Below are 23388 nucleotides of genomic sequence, written 5' to 3'. Positions count from 1 at the left end.
ATGGAAAAGGGGAATTTTCTATGACTTTCTCAATAGAAACACGCCGACAATCAATCGACGCTTTAAAAACACAACACTTAGATGTCTTAATTATTGGTGGTGGCATTACTGGCGCAGGGGTTGCCCTGCAAGCCAGTGCCGCTAAAATGAAGACAGGGTTAATTGAAATGCAGGATTTCGCAGAGGGTACCTCTTCACGATCAACCAAATTAGTTCATGGTGGTATCCGCTATTTGAAAACGTTTGACGTGGAGGTGGTAGCAGATACAGTGAAAGAACGAGCCGTCGTTCAATCCATTGCGCCACACATCCCTAAAGCGGATCCCATGTTATTGCCGATTTATGATGAGCCAAATGCAACATTTAATCTATTTTCTGTCAAAATAGCAATGGATTTATATGATCAGTTAGCTGATGTAACAGGTACCAAGTACGCCAACTATCTGTTAACAAAAGACGAGGTTTTGGCACGTGAGCCACAACTAAAAAGTGAAGGTCTACAAGGTGGCGGTGTTTATTTAGATTACCGAAATAATGATGCTCGTTTAGTTATTGAAAATATTAAACAAGCAGTAGCTGACGGGGCGCATGCTGTGAGTCGGGTTCAAGCGGTGGGCTTTTTATACAATGATGAAGGGAAAATTACTGGCATTCAAGCAAAGGACCTACTAACTGACGAACAGTTTGAGATTCACGCAGATGTTGTGATTAATACTACTGGTCCTTGGTCAGATAAATTAAGAGGCTTAGACAAAAACGATTCATTTACACCACAAATGCGTCCAACCAAAGGGGTTCATTTAGTTGTCGACAAAAGCCGTTTAAATGTTCCTCAACCAACGTATTTTGATACAGGTAAACAAGATGGCCGCATGGTCTTCGTTGTTCCAAGAGAAGAAAAAACATATTTTGGGACGACGGATACAGATTACCATGGAGACTTTCAACATCCAACAGTAGAACAAAGTGATGTGGATTACCTATTGGAAGTAGTCAATAATCGTTATCCAGAGGTACAATTGACAATTGATGATATTGAAGCCAGCTGGGCTGGCTTGCGACCTTTAATTTCTGCTAACGGTGGCTCAGATTATAACGGGGGAAACAATGGCAAACTTTCAGATAAAAGTATTGATGAAGTCATTGATGTCGTTGACAGATACCAAAAAAACAAAACAGATAAACGAGAAATTGAAGAAGTCCTAAACCATCTAGAAGACAGTTTGGTGGAAAATAAAGTCAATCCTTCAGCTGTCTCTCGAGGCAGCTCATTGGAAAGATCAGCGGATGGCTTGCTCACTTTGGCTGGTGGGAAATTAACAGATTATCGTAAAATGGCAGAAGGTGCGATGAAAATGATTCAAACCATCTTAGCAGAAGAATACCAGAAAGAATTCACCTTAATTGATTCTAAAAACTATCCAGTTTCAGGCGGGAAATTGAACCCTGCAACGGTAGACGAAGAATTAGAAGCGTTGGCAAAACATGGCGTATCTAAAGGGTTAAGTGAAAAGGATGCACTATACTTAGCTCATTTATATGGCTCCAACGTACCAACTGTTTTTGAAATGATTGATGATGCCAAAGTAATTCCTGGTTTAACCTTAACAGAAACTGTCTCTTTAAACTATGCGATGGAAGAAGAAATGGCTTTAACACCCGTCGACTTTTTATTGCGACGGACCAACCACTTATTATTTATGCGTGATCGTTTGGACCAAGTGAAAGCGGGAGTCATTGAAGAAATGGCACAGCATTATCAATGGACAGCGGAAGAAAGAGCACGACACATTGAAACATTAGAAAAAGTAATTGAAGAATCAGATTTAAAAAATTTGAAAGTAGGGTGAAGAAAAAATGGGAACTTCGATGATGACACAATTATTCGGTGAATTTTTCGGAACGATGATTTTAGTTTTACTAGGGGATGGCGTCTGTGCCGCAGTTAACTTGAAGAAAAGCAAAGCCTTTGCTTCTGGTTGGGTCGTTATTGCTTTAGGTTGGGGCGCTGCTGTTACATTAGCTGTTTACATGTCTGGGTATATGAGTCCAGCGCATTTAAATCCTGCTGTAACAGTTGCGATGGCAATTACTGGAAACTTTGAATGGGGCATGGTTTTACCTTATATCGTAGCTCAAGTCCTAGGCGGTTTTATTGGTGGTTTAGTTGTCTGGTTAGCTTATTTACCCCATTGGAACATTACAGAAGACAAAGGTGCTATTTTAGGAACCTTCGCCACTGGTCCAGCTGTCCGTAACTATCCAGCCAATGTTTTAACAGAAATTATCGGCACATTTGTCTTGGTTTTTGGTTTACTAGCCTTTTCTCAAAACGACTTAGCGGCTGGCATTAACCCAATGCTTGTTGGGATTTTGGTCTTAGGACTAGGTCTATCATTAGGCGGACCTACAGGTTATGCAATTAACCCTGCACGTGATTTAGGACCTCGTTTAGCGCACCAAATTATTCCTGTGAAAACAAAAGGTGATTCTGATTGGGCTTATTCTTGGGTGCCAATTGTGGGACCTATCTTAGGTGCTTCATTAGCTGCAGTAATTTATTTATTCACTATTTAATAAAATGAAATGTAAATAGTTGTTTTAGACAATAAAAAACGCTTGTGAGAAGTAATCAATTCTTGCAAGTGTTTTTTGCTACATATTAAACAAAAAAAGATTTCCTTAGACATTTAGACAATTTGTCCAAATACGTAACAGAACAATTTTCCTATATGATACAATAAAAGTGCACAAGTAATTGGGGGAGTAATATTTCATACTTATTTGTCAATTTTAAGCTGGACAATGTGTTCAGTAATATATACTAATTTAAAAAGGAGTACATGATTTGAATGGGATAATGGTTTTGTTAGTGGGGACTGGGTACATTGGTTGGGTTATTTATAGAAATGGTCGTACGTATTTCCGTTATAAAAAAAATCTAAAAAAATATCAAACGACGCACCATCTAACGGACAGTGACCTAGAGATGTACCAAAGAATTATGGACGAATTAAAAAAACAAATTATTTATTTAAACGAACTAACGAATAAGTCACGAAATTTAAAAAAAATTGAACAAGTAGAACTGGGTGTTGCTTCCGCTAAGGGCATCTTTAAACACTTAGTGAAGTATCCTGAAGCAATTACTCATTTTAGTGATTTTTTATATCATAAGGTACCAGAGATTTTACGAGCATCAGAACGGTTTTTAAGCATTAAAGAAGATAAATTGTCAACAGAAGAAATAACACTTGCAACCAATGGTATCTTAAGTACCATACGAGTGTTGTCGGAAAGTATCACAGATGATTATGAAAGATTAGTCTCCGAAGCATCTGAGGAAATTGCCTTATCAAAAAAATTAGTGGAGAGAAAAAATGGCTAAACAAAAGAATTTTTATGATACATATGATGCGCTTTTTCAAAAGCCAAAATGGTCGTTTTTTCCTGTCACAAGAACAGACACAGTAAAGCAACTTCCTAACCCCAATAAAAAAGTGGTAAAACCACAGACGAAAAAAAAGAAAAAACAAAAAAAGAACAAAAAAATTATTTGGATAGGCATTGCTGTAGCAATTGGCTTTATAGTATATATTGATCTTGCGGAGAAAGATGATTATTGGGATTACTCCGCTTCATCAGAAGATGTTTATCCTTTAAAAGAAGCTGGACTTACCACAACTGGACCTGTTGATTTAGAAAAACCACTAAAAGTCACAATAGAAGAAAATAAACTTTTATTTAATCAAGGCTACCAAATAGAAATTATCGGCGATGCCGATATTGAAACCAGTGGCGGAAAGAACTTTTTAATTTTACCTTCTACAGAGGAGTATCCAGATACAAAATATCTAGGCAATATCAGTTTTTATGAAAAAAGAGACTATTATACATCGGCAGGTATGTACCTTTCTGGCAATCTTATCAACAGTCTTTCTGATTATTTAGATACAAGTAAAGAGTTTATCAAAGCATACCCAATTGATAAAATTGCTGATGTACAAACCGGCTATATTTTAAAACGGAATCAAGGATATACAGACATCTCAAAATATTATCTCTTTAAAGATGGGACGGGATTTGAATTAGAAGTCTCTGTTGACCAATTGGAAAAGGTCAAAGATCCCAAAGACTATTCTTCTTTTGTAAAAACATACGCAAAAGAAGTCGCTTTTATAGAAAAAAGTTTTAAATTTGAGTCTACTGATGAGGAATCTCGATAGAGAAAATAGTTTTCAGCTTCAAGTAGCGCCCAGCAATACCTTTGTTGAAAAAATGTAAGAGCCTGAGACAAAAAACACTTTGGATCTTCGTCTCAGGCTTAAAAACTGATCAGCGGTGGAAGCGTAGCACTTTAAGGACTGAAGTACGACGTGTACCCACTTACTAGATTGTCTTTGAAGGTAACGTAGAAAAGAACAGCAATATACAAGCGACCTACAAACTATTTTCTGTCAGACTAAAACTGGCAGAAGTGGTTTGTAGGTTGCTTGTTTTCATTATGGCTGGTGAGACAGGTTGGCGCTTGATGTTTGTTTTAATATTGCAAATCAAAAATGGCGATACTTATTTTACTGAAAATTAGTTCCCAATCTTCTCGGGTTAATTCTTCTTCTAAAATGTAAATTCGGTCTATTTCTTTTGGTAAATCAAATAAGGGATAGTCAGTAATCACAATATCACAACTAGAAAAATCGGTTCGTTCAAAAATAATATCCTCACTAAATGCTTGCTTGATTTTCATCATAATAAAGCTAGCAATGTAAAAATCGCGAGAATATGCAACACCAATTTTAATTTTTTTGCGGGGACTATAGTGCTTATAAATTCGTAACAACAATTCACATGTCCAAATTGGGTTCTCCTGATCCTTAAATCTTAACTGATAAGGGGAATGCGCTGAAAAGTTTTGATAAAAAGCATAGATTTCTTTCTGTAAATCTTTTTGATAAGTACTATTTTTATTGACTAAAAAATCTAGAATTGCGGTATTTGGTTGCTGTGAAATAAATAATTGGTTATAGATAATATTTTTAAATAAAATAAGTAAGAAGTAATGACGATCAAATTCACGCATTTTTGGAATTTGAAAAACTTCGCAAAAATTGGTTAATAAAGAATCAACGTAGAAATATTCTGGGCAAGAAATTTCATTTAGAGCAGCCAGTAAATCTTTGGCTCGTTTTGCTGAATCAAAATTATCAATGGCAATGGGTGCAATGATATCTACAACCCGCTGTTGATCTTCTGAAAAATTTGATTGGGAACAAAAAATAGTTTGTTTTGAGTCTGAGAAAAGCCTTAAATAAGGATGTTCTTCAAATTCTTTTTGGAGATCATCTTCACAAGTATATGGAAAGCGATATTTTGCGATGTGTAAAAGTAAATTTAATTTTAGTAGAGAAGCGTGTTCCAAGCGTTCAAGAATTTCTGGTTTAATATGTTGCGTCAGTATATCTTCAAAATAAGTAGAGGTATAACGTGGTAAGGCTAAGGTATTTAAAAAGATGGTCCAGTAGACATCAAGAAAAGCATATAGGACTTGAAATTCAGAACCTGTAATCACTTTACTCGCGGAGGGGGAAAAATGGACGGAAATTCCATACAAACCAAATAGTTTATTAATGTTATTTAACCGTTTGTAAATGTAAGATGAGCTAAAATTAGTTTCTTGACTCACTTTCCAGACAGAATTGTTTTCTTTTTTGATAATTGCTTGAAAAAGAATGAAGTCAGTAGAATGGACACAGTAATAATTAAATAATAAAAAATAGTGGGAAAGAAAATCATTGGAAGTCGTATGTAATGAAATTTTTCCGTGATGGATCTGAATCTCTAAGGTATTTTCAGGAAGGGTTGCTAAGTCTTCTTGAATTTCACGAAGATAAATTGATAAATTTTTAGTAGAAAGATCGAATTTTCGGGCAACACTAGATAAATCAAGGTTCGTTTGTTTTGCTAAGTATAAAAAGACAGCCAATTTTTTTTGTGTTTTCTTTGAAAGTAAAAATGTTTTTATGGCATCTTGTGTTTTGATGAGACTCACTCCTTAGTAATAACTTCTCTTTTATTATAATAGTTCGCCTAATAAATTGTAATAAAAAAGAACAATTCTCATTGGTTTATGAGAAAATAACAAGATATTCAGCAGGAAAACACCTGTGTCAGTCGACACAGGTGTTACGATGAGCAAAAAGAGCGGGTTCTTTTTTTATCAAATAATTTTCCAAAGTGACGTGATCAACTAAAGAATCAATCACCCCTTCTTTAGAAACTGAAAATCCTGCAGCCTGAATTGCTATTTGAATGGCTGCTTCAGTCGGATAACCTTTCGAAAGATAGGAGGCGAGCGCGCTGATAAAGCTGTCACTGGCACCAGTGCTATCCACAGCTATATTTTCTGTTGCAGGGAAATAGTGGCACACTTGGGGTGTTTTTAATAACACGCCTTTTTTTCCTAAAGTAACAATGACATTTTTTACGCCCATTTCTAAGAAGTACGCCGCTTTCTCTTCTAATGTACCAGTATCTGGTTGAAGTTCCAATAATTCATCTTCATTGGGAATGAAAAAATCAACCTTTTCTAGTATATTCACTGGAATATGATGAATAGCAGCTGGTTTTAAAATAATCGGTACCCCTGAATGTTGGGCGATTTCACAAGCTTTCTCTACAGCAGACAAAGGAATTTCTGTTTGAATGAGACAAAAACTGGCATCCATAAATAGGTGTTTTTGCTGTGCGATTTTTTTAGGCGTAAGCGCTGTGTTTGCACCAGGTAAGATTGAAATCATGGAGTCGCCGCTTGTCTCAACATAAATATAAGCTTGACCAGTCTCAGTATCTTGAATACGTGTGATACCATCTGTCGTAACGTGGTATTTTTCTAATTCTTTATATAAGTAATTCGCATCTGTGTCTGAGCCTAAACAACCAATTAGGGTGGCTTGATGCCCCAGTTTGGTTAAGCCAACAGCTTGATTTAATCCTTTTCCGCCGGGGAATTTAGCATAGCTAGACAAAAAATTTGTTTTGCCGTTATGTGGTAAATTTGTTGAATACAGATAATTATCAACGTTTAAACTACCCACTACAATCATTTTGCTATGTGGATTAACACTAGACATGCCTAATGTATTTTTGTGATCTAGCACCAATTTTTCAGCCTCATTAATCAAGGCTGTTTTTTCTTTGCGTTTGTTAAGCAATAATAAGGCTAACTGGCTGCCAAACGTCTCTGTATCTAATAAGACGGAAGAAATATGATCAGGTAAAAATGAACGATCAATTTTTCGCTTAATTGCGAGTAAAGAGTAATTATCGGGGGTTCGCAAACCGCTCTGCTTTAAAAGCTGTTCCAAAAAAACAGCTTGGGTATAGTCATCGGTAAGGATACCCGTAATCCCATCTGTGATAAGCTGATTACTGAAATCAGCAGGGATAGTAGTTAAAATATTTTCTTTACTAAAGGGTAAATTGACATCAAATAAGGCTTTTTTATAGCCTGCAATAATTGCTTCTTTATATTTTTGGTTAGTGACGAAATAACTAATTTTTTTATGGTTATTCTGTAATAATTCTCGGGTTAAAACATAACTAGCTTCTTCATAAAGCCTCGCTAGAGAAGGCAATTCGTTAGTTGAGTGATTGACGAAATAGTAAGGAATCGTTAATTCTTCTATAAATTTCGCGTATTGTTTACTGTTTTCATTGATTGGGTCCCAAATAATGCCACTGGCTTGTTTTAAAGTTGGCGAGGTAATATTTTTCAGTTCTTGTTCTAAACTACCGTGACTATTTAAAATCAAGCAGCTATAGCCATTTTCTTGAGCTTTATCAATAAAGCTCGTAACCCAAGCCTCAAAAGTTTCATGGCTATTTAATAATAACACGAAGGTTTTTGTAGTACTATTTGTGACGAGATTTGCTGAGTAAGGTGTGTAGTTGTAATCTCGAACGATTTTTAAGACACGCTCACGGGTTTCTTTACTAATAGTTTGATCTTTATTATTTATAATTTTGGATACAGTTGAAGCGGAAACGCCAGCTAATTTTGCAATATCTTTAATATTCATCATTTTCGTCCTTTCACTGAACTCTTTTTTATAGTAAGCATTCTAAAAGCAGAAAGTCAAGAAAAAGCCTAATTATTTATTATTTAGAAATTCTGCTTGACTTTTAATGAAAGCGCTGTTAATCTCAAATTAAGAAAACGTTTCCGGAAATGTTTTTCCTAAATGTGAATGGAGGAAGAAAAATGGATACAAAGAAAAGACCGATCATTATTGATACGGACCCAGGAATTGATGATGCTGTAGCTTTAGCGATTGCACTGAATCATCCTAACCTAGAAGTTCGCTTAATAACGACGGTTGCAGGGAATGTAGATGTAGAAAAAACAACAAATAATGCCTTGAAACTTGTCGATTTTTTTGGGAAAAAGGTTCCTGTAGCCAAGGGGTGTAATTGTCCGTTACTTATTCAATTGGAAGATTCTGCTGAGATTCATGGGGAGACTGGCATGGATGGCTTTGAGTTTCCGCAACCTATCTCTACGTGTTTAGATATTCATGCAGTGGAAGCTATGCGAAAAGAAATTCTGTCTAGTGATGTTCCTTTGACCATTGTTCCAATTGCTGCATTAACGAATATTGCTTTGTTACTGACCCTCTATCCAGAAGTCAAAGAAAATATTGCAGAAATCGTCATGATGGGTGGCTCATTAGCAAGGGGAAATACAAATACAAGTGCCGAATTTAATACGTATGTCGATCCACACGCTGCACAAATTGTTTTCCAATCAGGTGTCCCGCTAACAATGGTAGGATTAGATGTTACAAGTCAAGCTGTGTTAACGAATCATGAAGTAACAGCCATCAGAGCGCTTGGCAGAGTGGGGGAAATGTTTTATGGTCTTTTCCGTCATTATAGAGGCGGCAGTTTAACTACAGGTTTGAAAATGCATGATGTCTGTGCGATTGCCTATTTAACTTCACCAGAATTATTTGAGACAACTGAAACGTTCATTGAAGTTGCTTTGGAAGGTCCAGCTGCGGGAGCTACTGTTGCGGATTTAAAAATGAAGTATCATAAAAACACGAATGCCGTTGCCTGTATAGATGTAAACGTTGAAGCTTTTCAAAAATGGGTTGTCGAAAAAATGAAAGCGGTTAATTAGCTGAAGGAGGATAAGTATGATTGAAAGTTTATTGGTATTGGTCGTTTTAGTTGTTGTAGCCTATTTGATTGTAAAAAATTATCATCCCGCACTCAGCTTAATTATTGGTGCGCTTGTTCTACTTGCATGTGCATGGATGTTAGGACATCCCATTTATCCTGCAGGGGAAGGAACCGGTTTTGGATTATTTGATATTTTCTTGAAGTTTAAAGATACAATTATTGCACAAGTGAGTTCAGCAGGAATTGTAATTATGATTCTTTTTGGTTACTCAGGCTATATGAATGCAATCGGGGCCAATCAGATGGCTGTCAACTTTTTGGTGAAACCATTAATGAAGATTAAACGTAAATCGTTATTTGTCCCTGTGGTCTTTTTAATTGGAAATTTAATGTCACTGGTAGTTCCTAGTGCATCAAGCTTAGCGATTATTTTAATGTCTATATTATATCCGATGCTAGCCAGCATGGGGATTTCATCATTAACTGCTGCAGGTGTGATTGCAATGACGGCAACTATCATGCCAACACCTTTAGGCGCGAATAACGTAATCGCCGCAAATACCCTTGGTTATGATGTGTTAAATTATGTTGTATGGAATGCCAAAATTTCGCTGCCATCGTTATTAATCATTGCGGTTGCACAGTACTTCTGGCAAAAATACTGCGATAAAAAAGAAGGCGAGGCTGCCTATGTTTCATTAAATGAAGAGGGCTTAAGCAAACAAAAAGAATTTGATGTTCCTAAATTTTATGCAATATTGCCAATATTACCGCTATTATTAATTGTTGGAGTGGGAATCGCAGGAATGTTTGTCAAAGGAATAACGATGGATATTTTTGTTCTTACATTTATTTCTTTCTTCATCGCTGTATTGGTTGAGACGCTTCGTTTGAAATCTTTTAAAAAGGTTCAAGATACAGCTGTCGAGATGTTTAAAGGAATGGGGCAAGGGTTTAGTCAAGTTGTGATGCTTGTCGTAGGCGGTTCATTATTCACGTCTGCGATTCAAACATTAGGAATTATTGATAGTATTATGGCATCTGTCGAAGCATCAAGTTCAGCAGGAATTGTCACGACCTTAATTTTCAGCGGTGCAACGACCCTTTTTGGAATTTTAAGCGGTGGTGGACTGGCAATGTTTTATGCGGTTATCGAACTAATCCCTGGGATTGCCGAAAAAGCAGGGATTGATGGTATTTTAATTTCCTTGCCAATGCAGATGATCGCGAATTTAACTAGAACGATTTCTCCTGTAGCAGCAGTTGTCATGATTGTCGCATCAACAGTAGGAGTTAGTCCCATCAGAATTTTAAAACGGACGAGTGTACCGACCATCATTGGCATTATTAGTGTGATTGTCTTGTCGATTCTATTGTTACCTTATTAAGAGAATAAACAATGAAAATTAGAGTGGCTGATGAGAAAGAGTTACCGATGATTCTTCAATTTTTAACAGAAGTAAAGGCATTCATGGATGTTGTGGGCATTACACAGTGGACAAAGGACTACCCTTCTCAAGAAGATATCCAAGAAGACATTACAAAAAAACGGTTGTATTTGCTAATGCACGAAGAAATGATTTTTTCAATGGCAACGTTCTGTATGGAGCAGGAACAAGACTTTGTTTGGTTAAAGCGCTTTGCAACTTCGCCTAATTATATTGCCAAGGGTTATGGCAGTTTGTTGTTCCATGAATTGGAGAAACGAGCAGTCTGGGAAGGAAGACGTAAAATGTATGCTCAGACTAATCATACAAACCATAGAATGATTCGATTTTTCGAAAGTAAAGGGTTCACAAAAATTCATGAATCTTTACAAATGAATCGCTTAGACTTTGGCTCTTTTTATTTATACGTTAAAGAATTGGAGAACCAATCCATCGTTTAAAATAAGAAAACAGGAGTCAGATGCAAAAATTATTTAGCATCTGACTCCTGTTATTTTCCAAGGAAATAGTCAACTTAATTATACAAATAAAACACAAACACATTCGGGAACAGCAACATCTTTTTGAATCATTTCTAATAAGCCTGTTTCTTGGTTCCGACGATAAAGTGTTAAGTTATCAGAGTCTTGATTAGCGACAACGATGAAATCTTCAGAAGGATCTAAATCGAAATCTCTTGGAATATCGCCTTCTGTTGAAATTAATTGAATTCGTTCAATCGCTTCGCCGTTTTCTGAAACAGCATAGACAGCAATCGAGTTATGGCCACGGTTTGAAGCATAAAGGAAACGGCCATCAGAAGAAATACGAATTGCAGCACCACCATTAAACGCATCATAATCAGCAGGTAAAGTAGAAACTTTTTGTAATTCAGTGAAAGAACCATCTGTTTCATCATATGAAAGAACTGAAACAGTGCTATCTAATTCACCAAATAAATAAGCCAATGATTTTGTTGGGTGGAACACTAAATGACGTGGACCAGTCCCTGGCTCAGTCACGAATTGAGCGATTTCAGAAAGCTTTCCATCTAAGCTAACATTATACGTATACACACGATCGGTTCCTAGATCACAGACGACTAAGCGTTGATCAGGCGTCAAATCTGTGTAATGAACATGGGCATTGTTTTGGTTTTCATGAGGACCAGTTGGCTCTGTATGAATCACTTTGTCAGCATCTTCCAAAGAACCATCTTCTAAGATACGATACACGTGAACGATACCTTGGTGATAATTTGCTGCATAGACAAGTTGTCGGTTTTCGTCAACAGCTACATAACATGGCGGCGCACCTTCCTCAGTTACTTTATTCAATAAGTTAAAATGGTCCATTTCTGGTTGATAAGCGGCAGTGCCACCTTCACCGTCAACACTAGTGACGCTAAAAAGTTCGCCCTTTTGACTCAGAGCAAGATAGGTAGGACTCGTTTCTTCTAACAAAAGTGTCGCTTCTGTTAAACGACCTTGTGTCGTATCTAATGCAATTTTATAAATGCCTTGGCTGGCTCTTCGAGTATAGGTACCTAGTAAAATTTGTTCTAACATCACAATTCCTCCAATTTGTTTCAACACAATCACTTTTTATGAAAGTGCTTTTATATAATGTAGTATACCATAAGAAGTCTAAGAACAATAAAACTTTCTATCTGAGATGTTCGCATTTTAAAGTGGTTTGTGCTATTATGATGAGAGACTGTGATGACAGTCATTTTTTGATTTTTAGAGGGGTGACGAACATGTACGACAATACGGATAATAACGGGACCGTTCGTTGTTCATTTTGTGGGAAAACACAAGAAGAAGTAAAAAAAATTGTTGCTGGTCCGGGTGTCTATATTTGTAATGAATGTATTGATCTATGTAAAGAGATTATTGATGAAGAATTTTATGATGAAGCAGTCCGAGAATTAACGGATGTGCCAAAACCCCAAGAAATTTTAAATGTTTTAAATGAATATGTTATTGGACAAGAACGTGCAAAACGCACACTTTCTGTTGCTGTTTACAATCACTATAAACGTGTGAATCAATCAGAAACAGCTGCAACTCAAGATGACGTTGAATTGCAAAAAAGTAACATTTGTTTAATTGGACCAACAGGTTCAGGTAAAACTTTCTTGGCTCAAACGTTAGCAAAAACATTAAATGTACCTTTTGCAATCGCTGATGCGACCAGTTTAACAGAAGCAGGTTATGTAGGGGAAGATGTTGAAAACATCCTTTTAAAATTACTACAATCTGCTGACTATAATGTTGAACGCGCGGAAAAGGGCATTATCTATATTGATGAGATTGATAAAATTGCCCGTAAGAGTGAAAATGTTTCGATTACTCGAGATGTTTCAGGTGAGGGTGTTCAACAAGCCTTACTAAAAATTCTTGAAGGAACAGTTGCAAGTGTACCACCACAAGGGGGCCGCAAACATCCACATCAAGAATTTATCCAAATTGACACAACGAATGTTCTCTTCATCGTTGGTGGAGCGTTTGATGGAATTGAAACCATTGTTAAAAACCGCTTAGGCGAAAAAACTATTGGTTTTGGTAAAACTAATTCTGCTTTAAATGAAGAAGAAAGCATCATGCAACATATTATTCCAGAAGATTTATTGAAATTTGGTTTAATTCCAGAATTTATTGGACGCTTACCTGTAATGGCTGCGCTTGATAAATTAACGAATGATGATTTGGTTCGAATTTTAACAGAACCGAAGAATGCCTTGGTGAAACAATATCAAAAATTATTGTCTCTTGATGACACTAAATTAGAATTTGAACCAGAAGCATTAAAAGCCATCGCAGCCAAAGCCATTGAACGTAATACTGGCGCACGGGGACTTCGTTCAATCATTGAAGAAATTATGATGGACGTAATGTTTGATGTTCCTTCAGATGAAAGCATTGAAAAAGTTATCATTACTAAAATGGCCGCTGAAGGTACCGGTAAACCAACAATTATTTATAACAAAAAAGATAAAGAAGCTGTATAAGATTGAAGCTGAAAACAGCTCTTTCGGCGGATCTCCGAAAGAGCTGTTTTTGTTAAGCTTTTGAATGAAAGACTGAATAGAAGAACGGAGGAAAACAATGAACGTACATAATGCAGAAATCGTGATTAGTGCGGTATCCCCTAAACAATATCCTGAATCTCAATTACCAGAGATTGCTTTAGCTGGACGTTCGAACGTTGGGAAATCATCTTTTATTAATACCTTGATTAATCGTAAAAATTTAGCAAGAACTTCAGGCAAACCTGGTAAAACGCAAACGCTAAATTTTTATTTAATTGAGGATGCCTTACACTTTGTGGATGTTCCTGGCTATGGTTATGCCAAAGTTTCTAAAACAGAACGTGCGAAGTGGGGAAAAATGATTGAAACGTATATCACGCAACGTGAGCAATTACGTGCAGTCGTTTCTTTAATTGATTTACGTCATCCGCCGACCCAAGATGATATCCAAATGTATGAATTTTTGAAATACTATGATTTGCCAGTTATTATTGTAGCAACTAAGGCAGACAAAATTCCGCGGGGCAAATGGAACAAACACGAGAGTGTCATCAAAAAAGCCTTGAATTTTGATAAACAAGATGACTTTATTATTTTCTCTTCTGAAACAAAAGAAGGAAAAGAAGCAGCTTGGACAGCAATTGAAAAGTTTCTATAGAAAAAAACAAGCAAAATTACTCTTTTGCTTGTTTTTTTGCTTCTTCTTTTTTTACTTCTTGTCGTTGTTTTGCCAGTTCTTCAAGAGGTACTTCTTTCTTTAATGGATCAACGGCGAAAGAATCGAAGAGTTTATCTAAGTCATTGGAACGTTCAAATTTTAATCCCATTTACTAAGCCTCCATTCCTTTTTTTATAGTGTAGCACGTTTTTTTTCATTTGGATAGCAACAGAAATGTAAGAATTCGTCATAGTTGGGTCTAGTGTAATTTCTCGTAACTAGGACTTGCCAAACATGAAAAAACAAGCTATTCTTTAGTAAGAATTAGTTAGAAAGAAGGCACTTTATGAAAAATCCGTTAATCGGCGGTGTTCGTTTTTATCAACGATTTATTTCTCCAGGATTGCCTGCACGTTGTCGCTATTACCCAACGTGTTCACAATATATGATTGATGCAATTCATACACATGGAAGTGTCAAAGGAACAACGATGGGGGTAGCACGGATTTTACGATGTCATCCTTTTGTTAAAGGCGGCATTGACTATGTTCCGTTGAAATTTCGCTTGACGAAAAATCCTGATGAGACCTATCATGGACCGTATACGTATCGAAGAAATAAGAAAACAGAAGTAGAAAAGGATGGATAAATATGGCAATTTTAGCATTTGATCTTGGCGGTTCTTCCGTGAAATACGGCGTTTGGACAGGCAAAGAATTAACAAATCAAGGGAGCTTTCCAACACCTGGCTCTTGGGAAGAAATGAAAGCGCATTTATATTCGATTTATGCAGACAAAAGAAATGAGTCGATTAGTGGTGTTGCTTTTAGTTCACCTGGAGTAGTTGACGAAAAAAGTCAACAGATTTTAGGGATTTCCGCCATTCCATATATTCATCATTTTAACATTTATGAAGAATTAGAAGCGTTGTTTGGCTTACCAGTGACTATCGAAAATGATGCGAATTGTGCTGGTTTAGCTGAGATATATGAAGGCGCGGCGAAAGGGAAAAAAGAAGTGCTTTTTGTCGTTATTGGGACAGGAATTGGCGGAGCGATTTTTCGCAATGGTGAATTGTACAAAGGCGCTCATTTATATGGAGGCGAGTTTGGACTGAACTTTTTAAGTAATGGCCAAACATTCAGTGAAATTGGCACAGCTGTCAAAATGGCTCAGCGCTATTGTGAACGAATTGGAGTCGAAAAACAGGCGGTGACAGGAGAAGAAGTTTTTGAACTGGCACAACGAGGGGATGAGATTGCTCGCGAAGAAGTCAATAATTTTTATGATTATTTAACACAAGGATTATTCGGCTTACAGTTTTCTTATGATCCTGAAATGATTGTACTCGGAGGTGGTGTTTCTGCTAAAGAAGGCTTATTAGCAGAGATTAATCGCCGGATGCTAACGCATTTACAAACCTTTGAATTAAAAGATTTTGTTCCAGAAATCGTGACCTGCCATTATCAAAATGATGCCAACTTGATTGGCGCAGCCGCCAACTTTCAAGCAAAAACGAATTGGGAACTATAAAGAAACAGCCGATTGTTATTCTCTTCAATCGGCTGTTTCTTTATTTATTTGCCTTGTCATCAGTATTTTCTTCTGCAGCAATCCGCGCTTGAACTTGTTGGCGTAAAGTTTCTAGTTCTTTTTCTTTCTTTTCTAATTCAGCTAAATCTTCAGAAATTTCATGGGCTTCTTCTGCTGGCTTAGGTTGTAAAAAGACGTTTAAACCAATCGCTATAAAGGTCCCAATGAATGTATCCAACACACGTTCCATTGCATATTGAAAGGAATCGCTTTGCGGAATACTTAAAGAAATCATTAAAAGTGTCGCAGTTGCAGAAATGATCCCAGCATTGTTATTAATCCCATCAGAAACAACGATGACGATAATGACTAAAAGTGGTAGTAGCAGTAATTCTACTAAGTGTTGGTTAGGAAAATAATCTTGTGCTAATACATAAAGCAAAGCTAAAAAGCCACCCAATGTGTTTCCAATAATGCGCGATTTTCCAAAAGACAAACTGGTATTTAAATCTTGTCTTAATGAAAAAACAGCTGCTAAACAGGCAATCATAGGTGAGCCACGATGGAAAAATTGAAATAAAAGAATACACAGCATGACAGCAATTGCTGTTTTTAACGTTCGCATGCCTAAACGAAATCGACCCACTATCATAAATATTCGCTCCTAAATAACTTTTCTCTTTAATGATAACCGAAATAGAGGTAAAATTACTAGAGAAAAGTGAAGAATTATTATTTTTTAAGGGGAGTATGCATGAAAATTGGTTTACGAACAGTCAAGACAGCCATTAGCGCTGCATTAGCAATGATTATTGCGGAAAAACTGGGATTACTTTATGCCCCTTCGGCAGGGATTATTTCGGTTTTAAGTGTTACTAGCACGAAAAAAACATCTGTCATGACAGGAATTTATCGTTTGTTATCCTTAGCTTTGGCAACTATTTTAGCGTATATTTGTTTTACTTTTTTAGGTTTTACAGCGATTGCTTTTGGTATTTTTTTGTTATTATTTATTCCAGCAGCTGTGTATTTTCAATTATCTGATGGGATTGTTGTGAGTTCCGTTTTGGTAACTCATTATTTAGTCGAAAAAAATCTTTCTTGGGCGATTATTGGAAATGAATTTTTATTAATGAGTATTGGTGTGGGACTAGCGTTATTAGCTAATTCCTATATGCCTGATACAGAAAAACGTTTAAGAGAAGACCAAGAAGTCATTGAAACAATGTTTCGTAAAATTTTAAGGGAAATGGCGCTACATTTAAACAACGCTGCAGGAGAGCGAAATTTGGTCATGCATTGTGCAGATTTAAAAACCTTTATTCGCACAGGCGAGACGTGGGCCAAAAATCATGCCGAGAATCAATTGCTGTCTACCAATACGTACTATTTAGAGTACTTTGCGATGAGAAAAATGCAAAGTAATATTCTAAAAAACATGTTGGAATTATTAGAAGATATTACTGTTGATGCGCAACAAGTTCGCTATATTCAACAATTGTTGGAATATACGGCAGAAACATTTGCAGAGAATAATGATGGACAAGAAATTATGAATCGAATTAAGACCGTTTATGAAACCTATCGCACAAAACCATTACCGCAAACAAGAAGTGAATTTGAAAATCGGGCGTGACTCTTTCAGTTTTTACAATTGTTTCAGTCATTCATTCAAGTCAAAGCGGACTTTGCCAAATTACAACTAGATAAATAAACAAAAAAGAAACCTTTTTAAACGGAGGTTTCTTTTTTTGTTCTCTTAAAAATTCAGGCAAGTTCTTTAGTATTCATTGAGAATGTGTTAAACTAATGAGAAAGAAAAATAAAAGGAATGACCGCAATGGATAATGCTCAAGTGAAGAGAAAACATTTCCGTTTTCCAGCGTATGATGATGAACAGGGCGTAAAATTACCAACAGATAATGAACGTAACTTATTTCAAGATGATCTGATTGGTAAAGCAATGTCTGGTAGCAGAAGAACTGCAACATCTGCCGAAGATACTAGACAAAGCACACCATCCGTCCAACAACCAACAACGAATCAATCAACTACAAATAAACAAACACAACAATTAACGGCAGCACAACAAGAGCAATTAGCACGTCATCGTTCTAATTTGCCAGACTACACAAAACATGCTAGTAAAGCAACGAAAAATAAACAAGCAACGAAAAAAAATAATAGCCTTTTTGGGACGCCAAAAGGAAATGGCTGGACACAAACGTATAAAAAAAAAGAAGTCGTAGCGAAACCAAGTAGACCTGCCGCATCACCATTAGTGCAGAAAACGACACCTTCTTATTTTGTTCCTAAATATATCCCGGCTTCTGTGATTCCTGAGGAACAGGAACCTAGTTTTACTGAAGAAGAGTTGCTAAAAGCAATGAAAAAAGATCGGCGTTCATATGTCATTCTTGATGATGAACCAACGGCTTTTCAAGTGAAAGATACGGAAGAAGATCCAACGGTGCGGAAGTTTAATATTCCAACCTCAGAACCTGAGATTCCTTTAACTAGACGACAATATCAACAAATCAAACCAGACTTAGAACGTTTTGGCGAAGATGCGTTGGATTTACGTTCGCGTTCCCGTTTGAATGCCGCAAAGAAAAATGCTAAAAGTCAAACTGCTTATGGGAAAAAATTAGCTAAAGCGAATGCTCAAGTGGAGCCTGAAGCACTTGTGACAGAAGAGAAGAAAAAGGGCATCTTGGATAAACCATTAAGTGGGATGCTAGAAGATTCAAGTTCTGTATTAGAAAACAGTAAATATTTTAGTTAAGAGATGAAACTTACATGTGGATTTGAAACATGTAAGTTTTTTATTCTGTTTTAATAGTTGATTATTTTTTTGTTTTATACGATAATGAATCTCGTATGATTGAATTTTTTTTAAAAAAGGTATGTTTTATATAGTGACAGAGAAGAGGATTATAATGGGAAATCAAGAGAACAAATTATACCATTTTGTCGGAATTAAAGGTTCTGGCATGAGCTCATTAGCGTTGGTCTTACACCAAAAAGGCTATAACGTTCAAGGATCAGACGTAGAAGAGTATTTCTTTACACAACGGGATCTTGAAAAATCAGGTGTCCCTATTTTACCATTTAATGCAGATAATATTGATAAAGACATGATTGTTATTGCTGGAAATGCTTTTCCAGATACCCATGAGGAAATCGCCCGCGCCATCGAATTAGGCGCAGAAGTAATTCGTTACCACGATTTCATTGCTCGTTTTATCGAACCGTACACAAGCATTGCTGTAACAGGGTCACATGGGAAAACAAGTACGACTGGTTTGCTAGCACATGTATTAAGTGGTATCAATCCAACTAGTTATTTAATAGGGGATGGCACTGGCCACGGCGAACCAGATGCTGATTTCTTTGCATTTGAAGCGTGTGAATATCGCCGTCATTTCTTGGCTTATTCACCAGATTATGCGATTATGACGAATATCGATTTTGATCATCCAGATTACTACAAGAGCATTGAGGACGTTTTTTCAGCGTTCCAAACAATGGCTCATCAAGTCAAAAAAGGAATTTTTGCTTATGGTGATGATAAGTATCTTCGCCAGTTAGAATCAGAAGTGCCAGTTTATTATTATGGCGTCAGTGAAGAGGATGATATCCAAGCCCGAAATATTCAACGAACAACGGAAGGCTCATCTTTTGATGTTTATCACAAGGATGATTTTGTAGGTCATTTTGTCTTACCAGCATTTGGCCATCACAATATCATGAATGCGCTAGGTGTGATTGCTGTGGCTTATTTTGAAAAACTTGATATGCAAAAAGTCGCAGAAGAAATGCTAAGTTTTAAAGGTGTGAAACGTCGTTTTAGCGAGAAAAAAGTCAGTGACATGATTATTGTTGATGATTATGCGCACCATCCAGCTGAAATTAAAGCAACGATTGATGGCGCCCGCCAAAAATATCCTGACAAAGAAATTATTGCTGTCTTCCAGCCACATACATTTACACGAACAATTGCCTTAATGGATGAATTTGCTGAAGCACTGGATTTGGCAGATGAAGTATTCTTATGTAATATTTTTGGCTCTGCGCGTGAAACACAAGGCGAGGTACGCATTGAAGATTTAGGCGAAAAAATTCAAAAAGGTGGACAAGTAATTACCGAAGATAATGTGTCACCTTTACTAGATTTTGAAAATGCAGTGGTGGTCTTTATGGGTGCTGGCGACGTTCAGAAATTTGAACAAGCTTACGAAACATTACTAAGTAACACAACTAGAAACGTTTTATAAGAGAACATAAACAAAATCGGGACAGGGGTATCTGGCTTCAAAAAATAAGAAGCTGCTCCTGTTCCGTTGTTTGTTTTTAAAATCTAGCATGGCAGATAAGTTGGTTTTGTTTAAACATCCTTTAAAGACTACTTTTTAGCTTGCCTTTTAAGTACATTTTGGTACAATTATCTTATCAATAACGGAGGTGTACTAATTTGAATATCGGAAAACCGAGAAAATTAGGCAAAACCATCGAAGATATCGAAGAGGGAGATTCGTTGTCCTTGACAGAGTCAATTGAAGACAAGGACTTATTACTTTACTTGGGCTTGACCAATGATGCGAATCCTTTATATATCCAACATGATTATGCCCAAAAAACAGAATATGAAAAACCAATCGTACCATCAATTATGCTGATGGGAATTATCACTAGTGCGATTTCAAAACATTTACCAGGACCAGGTTCACATGTTGTGAATTTCTCTGTGAACTTTGTGGAACCCGTTTTTCATTACGAAACATTGACTTTCCAATTAGAAGTAATCAAAGTCGACAAAATGAAAGATGTGATTACCATTTCAGTTGAGGCTGTTAATGAGCAAGAAAATCGCGTGTTAGATGCAGTGGTGATGGTTCAACCACCCCAAGTGACGATTGATGAACTAACAGAGAAAGAAGGGACTTTAACTTATGAATAATCAAGAGTATATCCAAACTGGCACAGGTTTGAATAAATTTTATGCCAAAATTTACGGATTTTTAGCGTTAGGAATTGGTATTAGCGCAATCATGGCTTATGCAATGACAACTGTCTTTTTACCTGTTCTAGCTACTTTATTCCAATCAAGCTTAGCTTTTTGGATGATTTGGCTTGTTGAAATTGGCTTAGTTTTATATCTAGGCGCAAAAGCACAGAAGAATCCAACCATTGCGATTGCAGGATTTGTTGCGTATGCATTATTAAATGGTGTCACTTTATCCGTGACGTTATTAATGTATACTGGTGGAACAGTGGCCGGCGCATTTTTAAGTGCAGCGGCTACCTTTGGCGCGATGTCATTAGTAGGTGTCTTTACGAAGAAAGACCTATCAGCAGTTGGTCATGCCGCTTATAGTGCCTTAATTGGAATCATCATTGCGATGTTGCTAAATATGTTCCTTTTACACAGTAATGCTGTAGAATTCTTTATTTCCATTTTAATGGTCCTAATTTTCTCAGGGATTACTGCTTATGATAACCAACGTATACGCCAAGTCTATGCGCAAACAGGTGATCAAGCAGGTACTGGGATGGCCGTTTTCTTCGCATTACAATTATACCTTGACTTCATCAACTTATTCTTAGCTTTCTTAAGAATTTTTGGTAAAAACAACTAACATGAACGTAAAAGAGCCAATCTGCTCAGCAGATTGGCTCTTTTTTTAACCCATTCCAATAGCGAAATTCAACAGTTTATCGGAGTATGTTGGATTTTCTAAATCGGTTTTCATTGTTTCGTTCAGTAGACTGAGTTGATCGGTAATGATGCCATCGACGCCATAAAAAATCATTCGCGTCATAACATCTTCATCATTTGCTGTCCAAGCATAAACCTTTTTCCCATCATGATGAGCGGCATTTACAAAGTTACGATTCATTGTACTGTATTCCATAGTAAAAAAGTCAACTGGCATTTTAGGCGGTCCCACAATGTTGAAAGGAATAACGTAGCCTACATAAAAGCGTGGTTCTTCTTTCTTTAAGGCCATCGCCGTATCATAGGTTAAGGTATGAAGGATATGGCCGTTTTCTAAAATATTTTCACGGTATTGTTTGACAAAGCGCTGTACTAAATCAGGGCTACCCTGAGGCGTGGTTTTGATTTCAATTAATAAACGTTGTTTTAATTGATTGGCTTTGGCTAAATAATCATCAAAAGAAACTATTTTAGCAGTTTGACCATTTTCTGTGACATTCATGTTCGTTAATTCTTTAAGTGTTAATTGATTTGGTCGTTTATTAACCCCCGTTAACGCCCGTAAATTAAAATCGTGCATGACAATAAATTGATGGTCTTTGGTTTCTTGAATATCCATTTCAACATAATCAGGTTTTGCCTTATTGGTCTCGATTAAAGAGTCCAAGGTGTTTTGAACGCCATTGTTACCATTAACACCACGATGGGAGATGGTAACCGGTTTTCGGTCAGGTGTATGACTTAGGTAATTCGTATTATAGGTGCCTACACCAATTCCGAAGAAGATTGCAATCAAACAAAAAAGAACGACTCTGAAGGTGGTCCATTCTACCCGAACCTCTGATTTCGGGGTGAACCATTCTGGCGTGTCAGGCAAAATCCCTTCATCTTCCATATCATCAACAATAATGTAAAAAATAGCAACACTAGACAACACCAAGTTTAAGAGCATCATAACCTGAAGGAGTGTCATAGCGATGACAGCGCTAGGTAAAGACCACTCAGGTTTAAACGTTTCGACTGCGGTTTGACCTAAAAATATCAAGAAATAGCCAGCCGTAAAAATCCCTAAAACAGTTCCTCCAATGATAATAAATTGCCCTAAAATCTGGAAAAAGCGCCGCTTTGTAATTTGCCAACTACGTTTTAAAGACTCACGAAAACCAACATCACGTAAAATCAACTCTGGAAGGGCAAAAGCAAGTCGAATCGCTAAATATAAGATAATCAGTTCTAACAATACGAAACCAATGATAATAATGACGCGATTTGCAAAAATAAAATCTAAGATAAAGGCTGGAATCTTAACTCTTGTTAATAAATAAGAGCGGAAGGTTAACCCACTTAATGGTAAAATCAAAAAGAAATATGCCAGGAAAAACAGAAAGGTAATTCCTCGAACTTTTTTGATCTGAAGCAAGGTGCCGTGCAATAATTGCGTTAGAGTAATTGGTTGCTTTTTCTTAATAAAATAGACACTAAGCAATAAAAAGGTAAATTCAAAAAAGAGCGCCAGTAAAATTAACAGCCCAATTAGTAGAAAAGTCAAAAGGACATAGGGATGTTGCGTAGCAATTGCCCCTAAGTTATCGTAGGAAATATAATCAATCCCACCTTCTTTGAGTACCAATTTGGACAAACTTGTCAATAAAGGCAATAGAACGAATAACATAAATCCGTGCATCAAGAGCACATCGCGAAAATACGCCGTTGTCCCTTTAAGAAAATCTAGCGTATTCACAATACTATTTTTAAAATAACTAAACATCAAAAGTCCCCCAGTTTCTACCAAAATTCCATAATAAAAGGACTAAATCAAACTGACACAGGCAGA

General features: G+C 36.6%; 21 protein-coding genes and 1 pseudogene. 16 read left to right on the top strand and 6 right to left on the bottom strand.

The features are described 5' to 3' along the window. Window positions 1–20: 20 nt before the first annotated feature. The 4 genes from glpO to IGL56_RS07695 all read left to right on the top strand — a co-directional run bounded on the left by glpO (window position 21) and on the right by IGL56_RS07695 (window position 4226). Window positions 21–1850, top strand: coding sequence for a type 1 glycerol-3-phosphate oxidase (gene glpO / locus IGL56_RS07710; protein ID WP_002357139.1), 1830 nt, complete (start codon window positions 21–23; stop codon window positions 1848–1850). Between the two features lie 7 nt (window positions 1851–1857). Then, complete coding sequence (locus IGL56_RS07705) at window positions 1858–2577, top strand: MIP/aquaporin family protein (RefSeq protein WP_002357140.1); 720 nt, start codon at window positions 1858–1860, stop codon at window positions 2575–2577. 283 nt (window positions 2578–2860) lie between these two features. Further along, window positions 2861–3388, top strand: a complete 528-nt coding sequence (locus IGL56_RS07700; protein WP_002385845.1) for a 5-bromo-4-chloroindolyl phosphate hydrolysis family protein — start codon at window positions 2861–2863, stop codon at window positions 3386–3388. Then, window positions 3381–4226, top strand: a complete 846-nt coding sequence (locus IGL56_RS07695) for a hypothetical protein (RefSeq protein WP_002357144.1) — start codon at window positions 3381–3383, stop codon at window positions 4224–4226. Before IGL56_RS07700 ends, IGL56_RS07695 begins: the two co-directional genes overlap by 8 nt. A 314-nt stretch (window positions 4227–4540) precedes the next feature. Here the strand turns inward: IGL56_RS07695 and IGL56_RS07690 are convergent, their stop codons facing one another. Next, window positions 4541–6049: a helix-turn-helix domain-containing protein gene (locus IGL56_RS07690; protein ID WP_002357145.1), complete on the bottom strand. Its 1509-nt coding sequence runs from the start codon at window positions 6047–6049 to the stop codon at window positions 4541–4543. 118 nt (window positions 6050–6167) lie between these two features. Continuing rightward, a complete protein-coding gene (locus tag IGL56_RS07685) occupies window positions 6168–8081 on the bottom strand; it encodes a PfkB family carbohydrate kinase (RefSeq protein WP_002385848.1) in 1914 nt (637 codons plus the stop codon). A 146-nt stretch (window positions 8082–8227) separates the two neighbouring features. On the opposite strand from IGL56_RS07685, the gene rihC reads away from it, so the two are divergent. From rihC to IGL56_RS07670, 3 genes are read left to right on the top strand one after another with little or no spacing between them, the layout of a single operon-like run. After that, window positions 8228–9181, top strand: coding sequence for a ribonucleoside hydrolase RihC (gene rihC, locus IGL56_RS07680; RefSeq protein ID WP_002383111.1), 954 nt, complete (start codon window positions 8228–8230; stop codon window positions 9179–9181). 16 nt (window positions 9182–9197) lie between these two features. Continuing rightward, window positions 9198–10571, top strand: coding sequence for a C4-dicarboxylate transporter DcuC (gene dcuC, locus IGL56_RS07675; RefSeq protein WP_430599716.1), 1374 nt, complete (start codon window positions 9198–9200; stop codon window positions 10569–10571). Between the two features lie 11 nt (window positions 10572–10582). Further along, window positions 10583–11071, top strand: a complete 489-nt coding sequence (locus IGL56_RS07670; protein ID WP_002357151.1) for a GNAT family N-acetyltransferase — start codon at window positions 10583–10585, stop codon at window positions 11069–11071. Window positions 11072–11149: 78 nt separating this feature from the next. Here the strand turns inward: IGL56_RS07670 and IGL56_RS07665 are convergent, their stop codons facing one another. Beyond that, the gene (locus IGL56_RS07665; protein ID WP_002357153.1) at window positions 11150–12178 is read right to left on the bottom strand and encodes a lactonase family protein; all 1029 of its coding nucleotides are present in this window, start codon (window positions 12176–12178) and stop codon (window positions 11150–11152) included. A 191-nt stretch (window positions 12179–12369) separates the two neighbouring features. Between IGL56_RS07665 and clpX the strand changes: the two genes are divergently transcribed. Further along, window positions 12370–13623, top strand: coding sequence for an ATP-dependent Clp protease ATP-binding subunit ClpX (gene clpX, locus IGL56_RS07660; protein ID WP_002357154.1), 1254 nt, complete (start codon window positions 12370–12372; stop codon window positions 13621–13623). 97 nt (window positions 13624–13720) lie between these two features. Next, window positions 13721–14302 (top strand): ribosome biogenesis GTP-binding protein YihA/YsxC, encoded by a 582-nt coding sequence (yihA, locus tag IGL56_RS07655; protein ID WP_002357155.1) that lies wholly within the window; start codon window positions 13721–13723, stop codon window positions 14300–14302. 16 nt (window positions 14303–14318) lie between these two features. Here yihA and IGL56_RS07650 read toward each other — a convergent pair whose 3' ends face one another. Continuing rightward, entirely contained in the window at window positions 14319–14471 is a 153-nt protein-coding gene (locus tag IGL56_RS07650; RefSeq protein ID WP_002357156.1) for an SPJ_0845 family protein, read from the bottom strand. Between the two features lie 177 nt (window positions 14472–14648). Here IGL56_RS07650 and yidD point away from each other — a divergent pair, with 177 nt between their 5' ends. Next, entirely contained in the window at window positions 14649–14951 is a 303-nt protein-coding gene (gene yidD, locus IGL56_RS07645; RefSeq protein ID WP_002357157.1) for a membrane protein insertion efficiency factor YidD, read from the top strand. A gap of 2 nt (window positions 14952–14953) precedes the next feature. Then, on the top strand, window positions 14954–15835 hold the full coding sequence (locus IGL56_RS07640) for an ROK family protein (protein WP_002357159.1): 882 nt from the start codon (window positions 14954–14956) through the stop codon (window positions 15833–15835). Between the two features lie 40 nt (window positions 15836–15875). On the opposite strand, the gene IGL56_RS07635 is transcribed toward IGL56_RS07640, so the two are convergent. After that, window positions 15876–16487: an FUSC family protein gene (locus tag IGL56_RS07635; RefSeq protein ID WP_002374566.1), complete on the bottom strand. Its 612-nt coding sequence runs from the start codon at window positions 16485–16487 to the stop codon at window positions 15876–15878. A gap of 102 nt (window positions 16488–16589) precedes the next feature. Here IGL56_RS07635 and IGL56_RS07630 point away from each other — a divergent pair. The 5 genes and pseudogenes from IGL56_RS07630 (at window position 16590) to IGL56_RS07610 (ending at window position 21474) form a co-directional block, all read left to right on the top strand. Continuing rightward, window positions 16590–17549 (top strand): annotated as a pseudogene (locus tag IGL56_RS07630) (aromatic acid exporter family protein). Window positions 17550–17666: 117 nt separating this feature from the next. Next, a complete protein-coding gene (locus IGL56_RS07625) occupies window positions 17667–18620 on the top strand; it encodes a hypothetical protein (protein ID WP_002357162.1) in 954 nt (317 codons plus the stop codon). A gap of 154 nt (window positions 18621–18774) precedes the next feature. After that, window positions 18775–20112 (top strand): UDP-N-acetylmuramate--L-alanine ligase, encoded by a 1338-nt coding sequence (gene murC, locus IGL56_RS07620; protein WP_002357163.1) that lies wholly within the window; start codon window positions 18775–18777, stop codon window positions 20110–20112. A 197-nt stretch (window positions 20113–20309) separates the two neighbouring features. Beyond that, window positions 20310–20795: a MaoC/PaaZ C-terminal domain-containing protein gene (locus IGL56_RS07615; RefSeq protein WP_002357164.1), complete on the top strand. Its 486-nt coding sequence runs from the start codon at window positions 20310–20312 to the stop codon at window positions 20793–20795. Then, window positions 20788–21474 carry a Bax inhibitor-1/YccA family protein gene (locus IGL56_RS07610; protein ID WP_002357165.1) on the top strand — a complete coding sequence of 229 codons (687 nt, stop codon included), beginning with the start codon at window positions 20788–20790 and terminating at the stop codon, window positions 21472–21474. Before IGL56_RS07615 ends, IGL56_RS07610 begins: the two co-directional genes overlap by 8 nt. A gap of 45 nt (window positions 21475–21519) precedes the next feature. Here the strand turns inward: IGL56_RS07610 and IGL56_RS07605 are convergent, their stop codons facing one another. After that, window positions 21520–23322, bottom strand: coding sequence for a glycerophosphoryl diester phosphodiesterase membrane domain-containing protein (locus tag IGL56_RS07605; protein ID WP_002385849.1), 1803 nt, complete (start codon window positions 23320–23322; stop codon window positions 21520–21522). Between the last annotated feature and the right edge of the window lie 66 nt (window positions 23323–23388).

This window comes from Enterococcus sp. DIV1316a (assembly GCF_050536915.1).
Classification (GTDB): Bacteria; Bacillota; Bacilli; order Lactobacillales; family Enterococcaceae; genus Enterococcus; species Enterococcus faecalis.
This window is presented reverse-complemented; position numbering and strand designations above follow the sequence as displayed.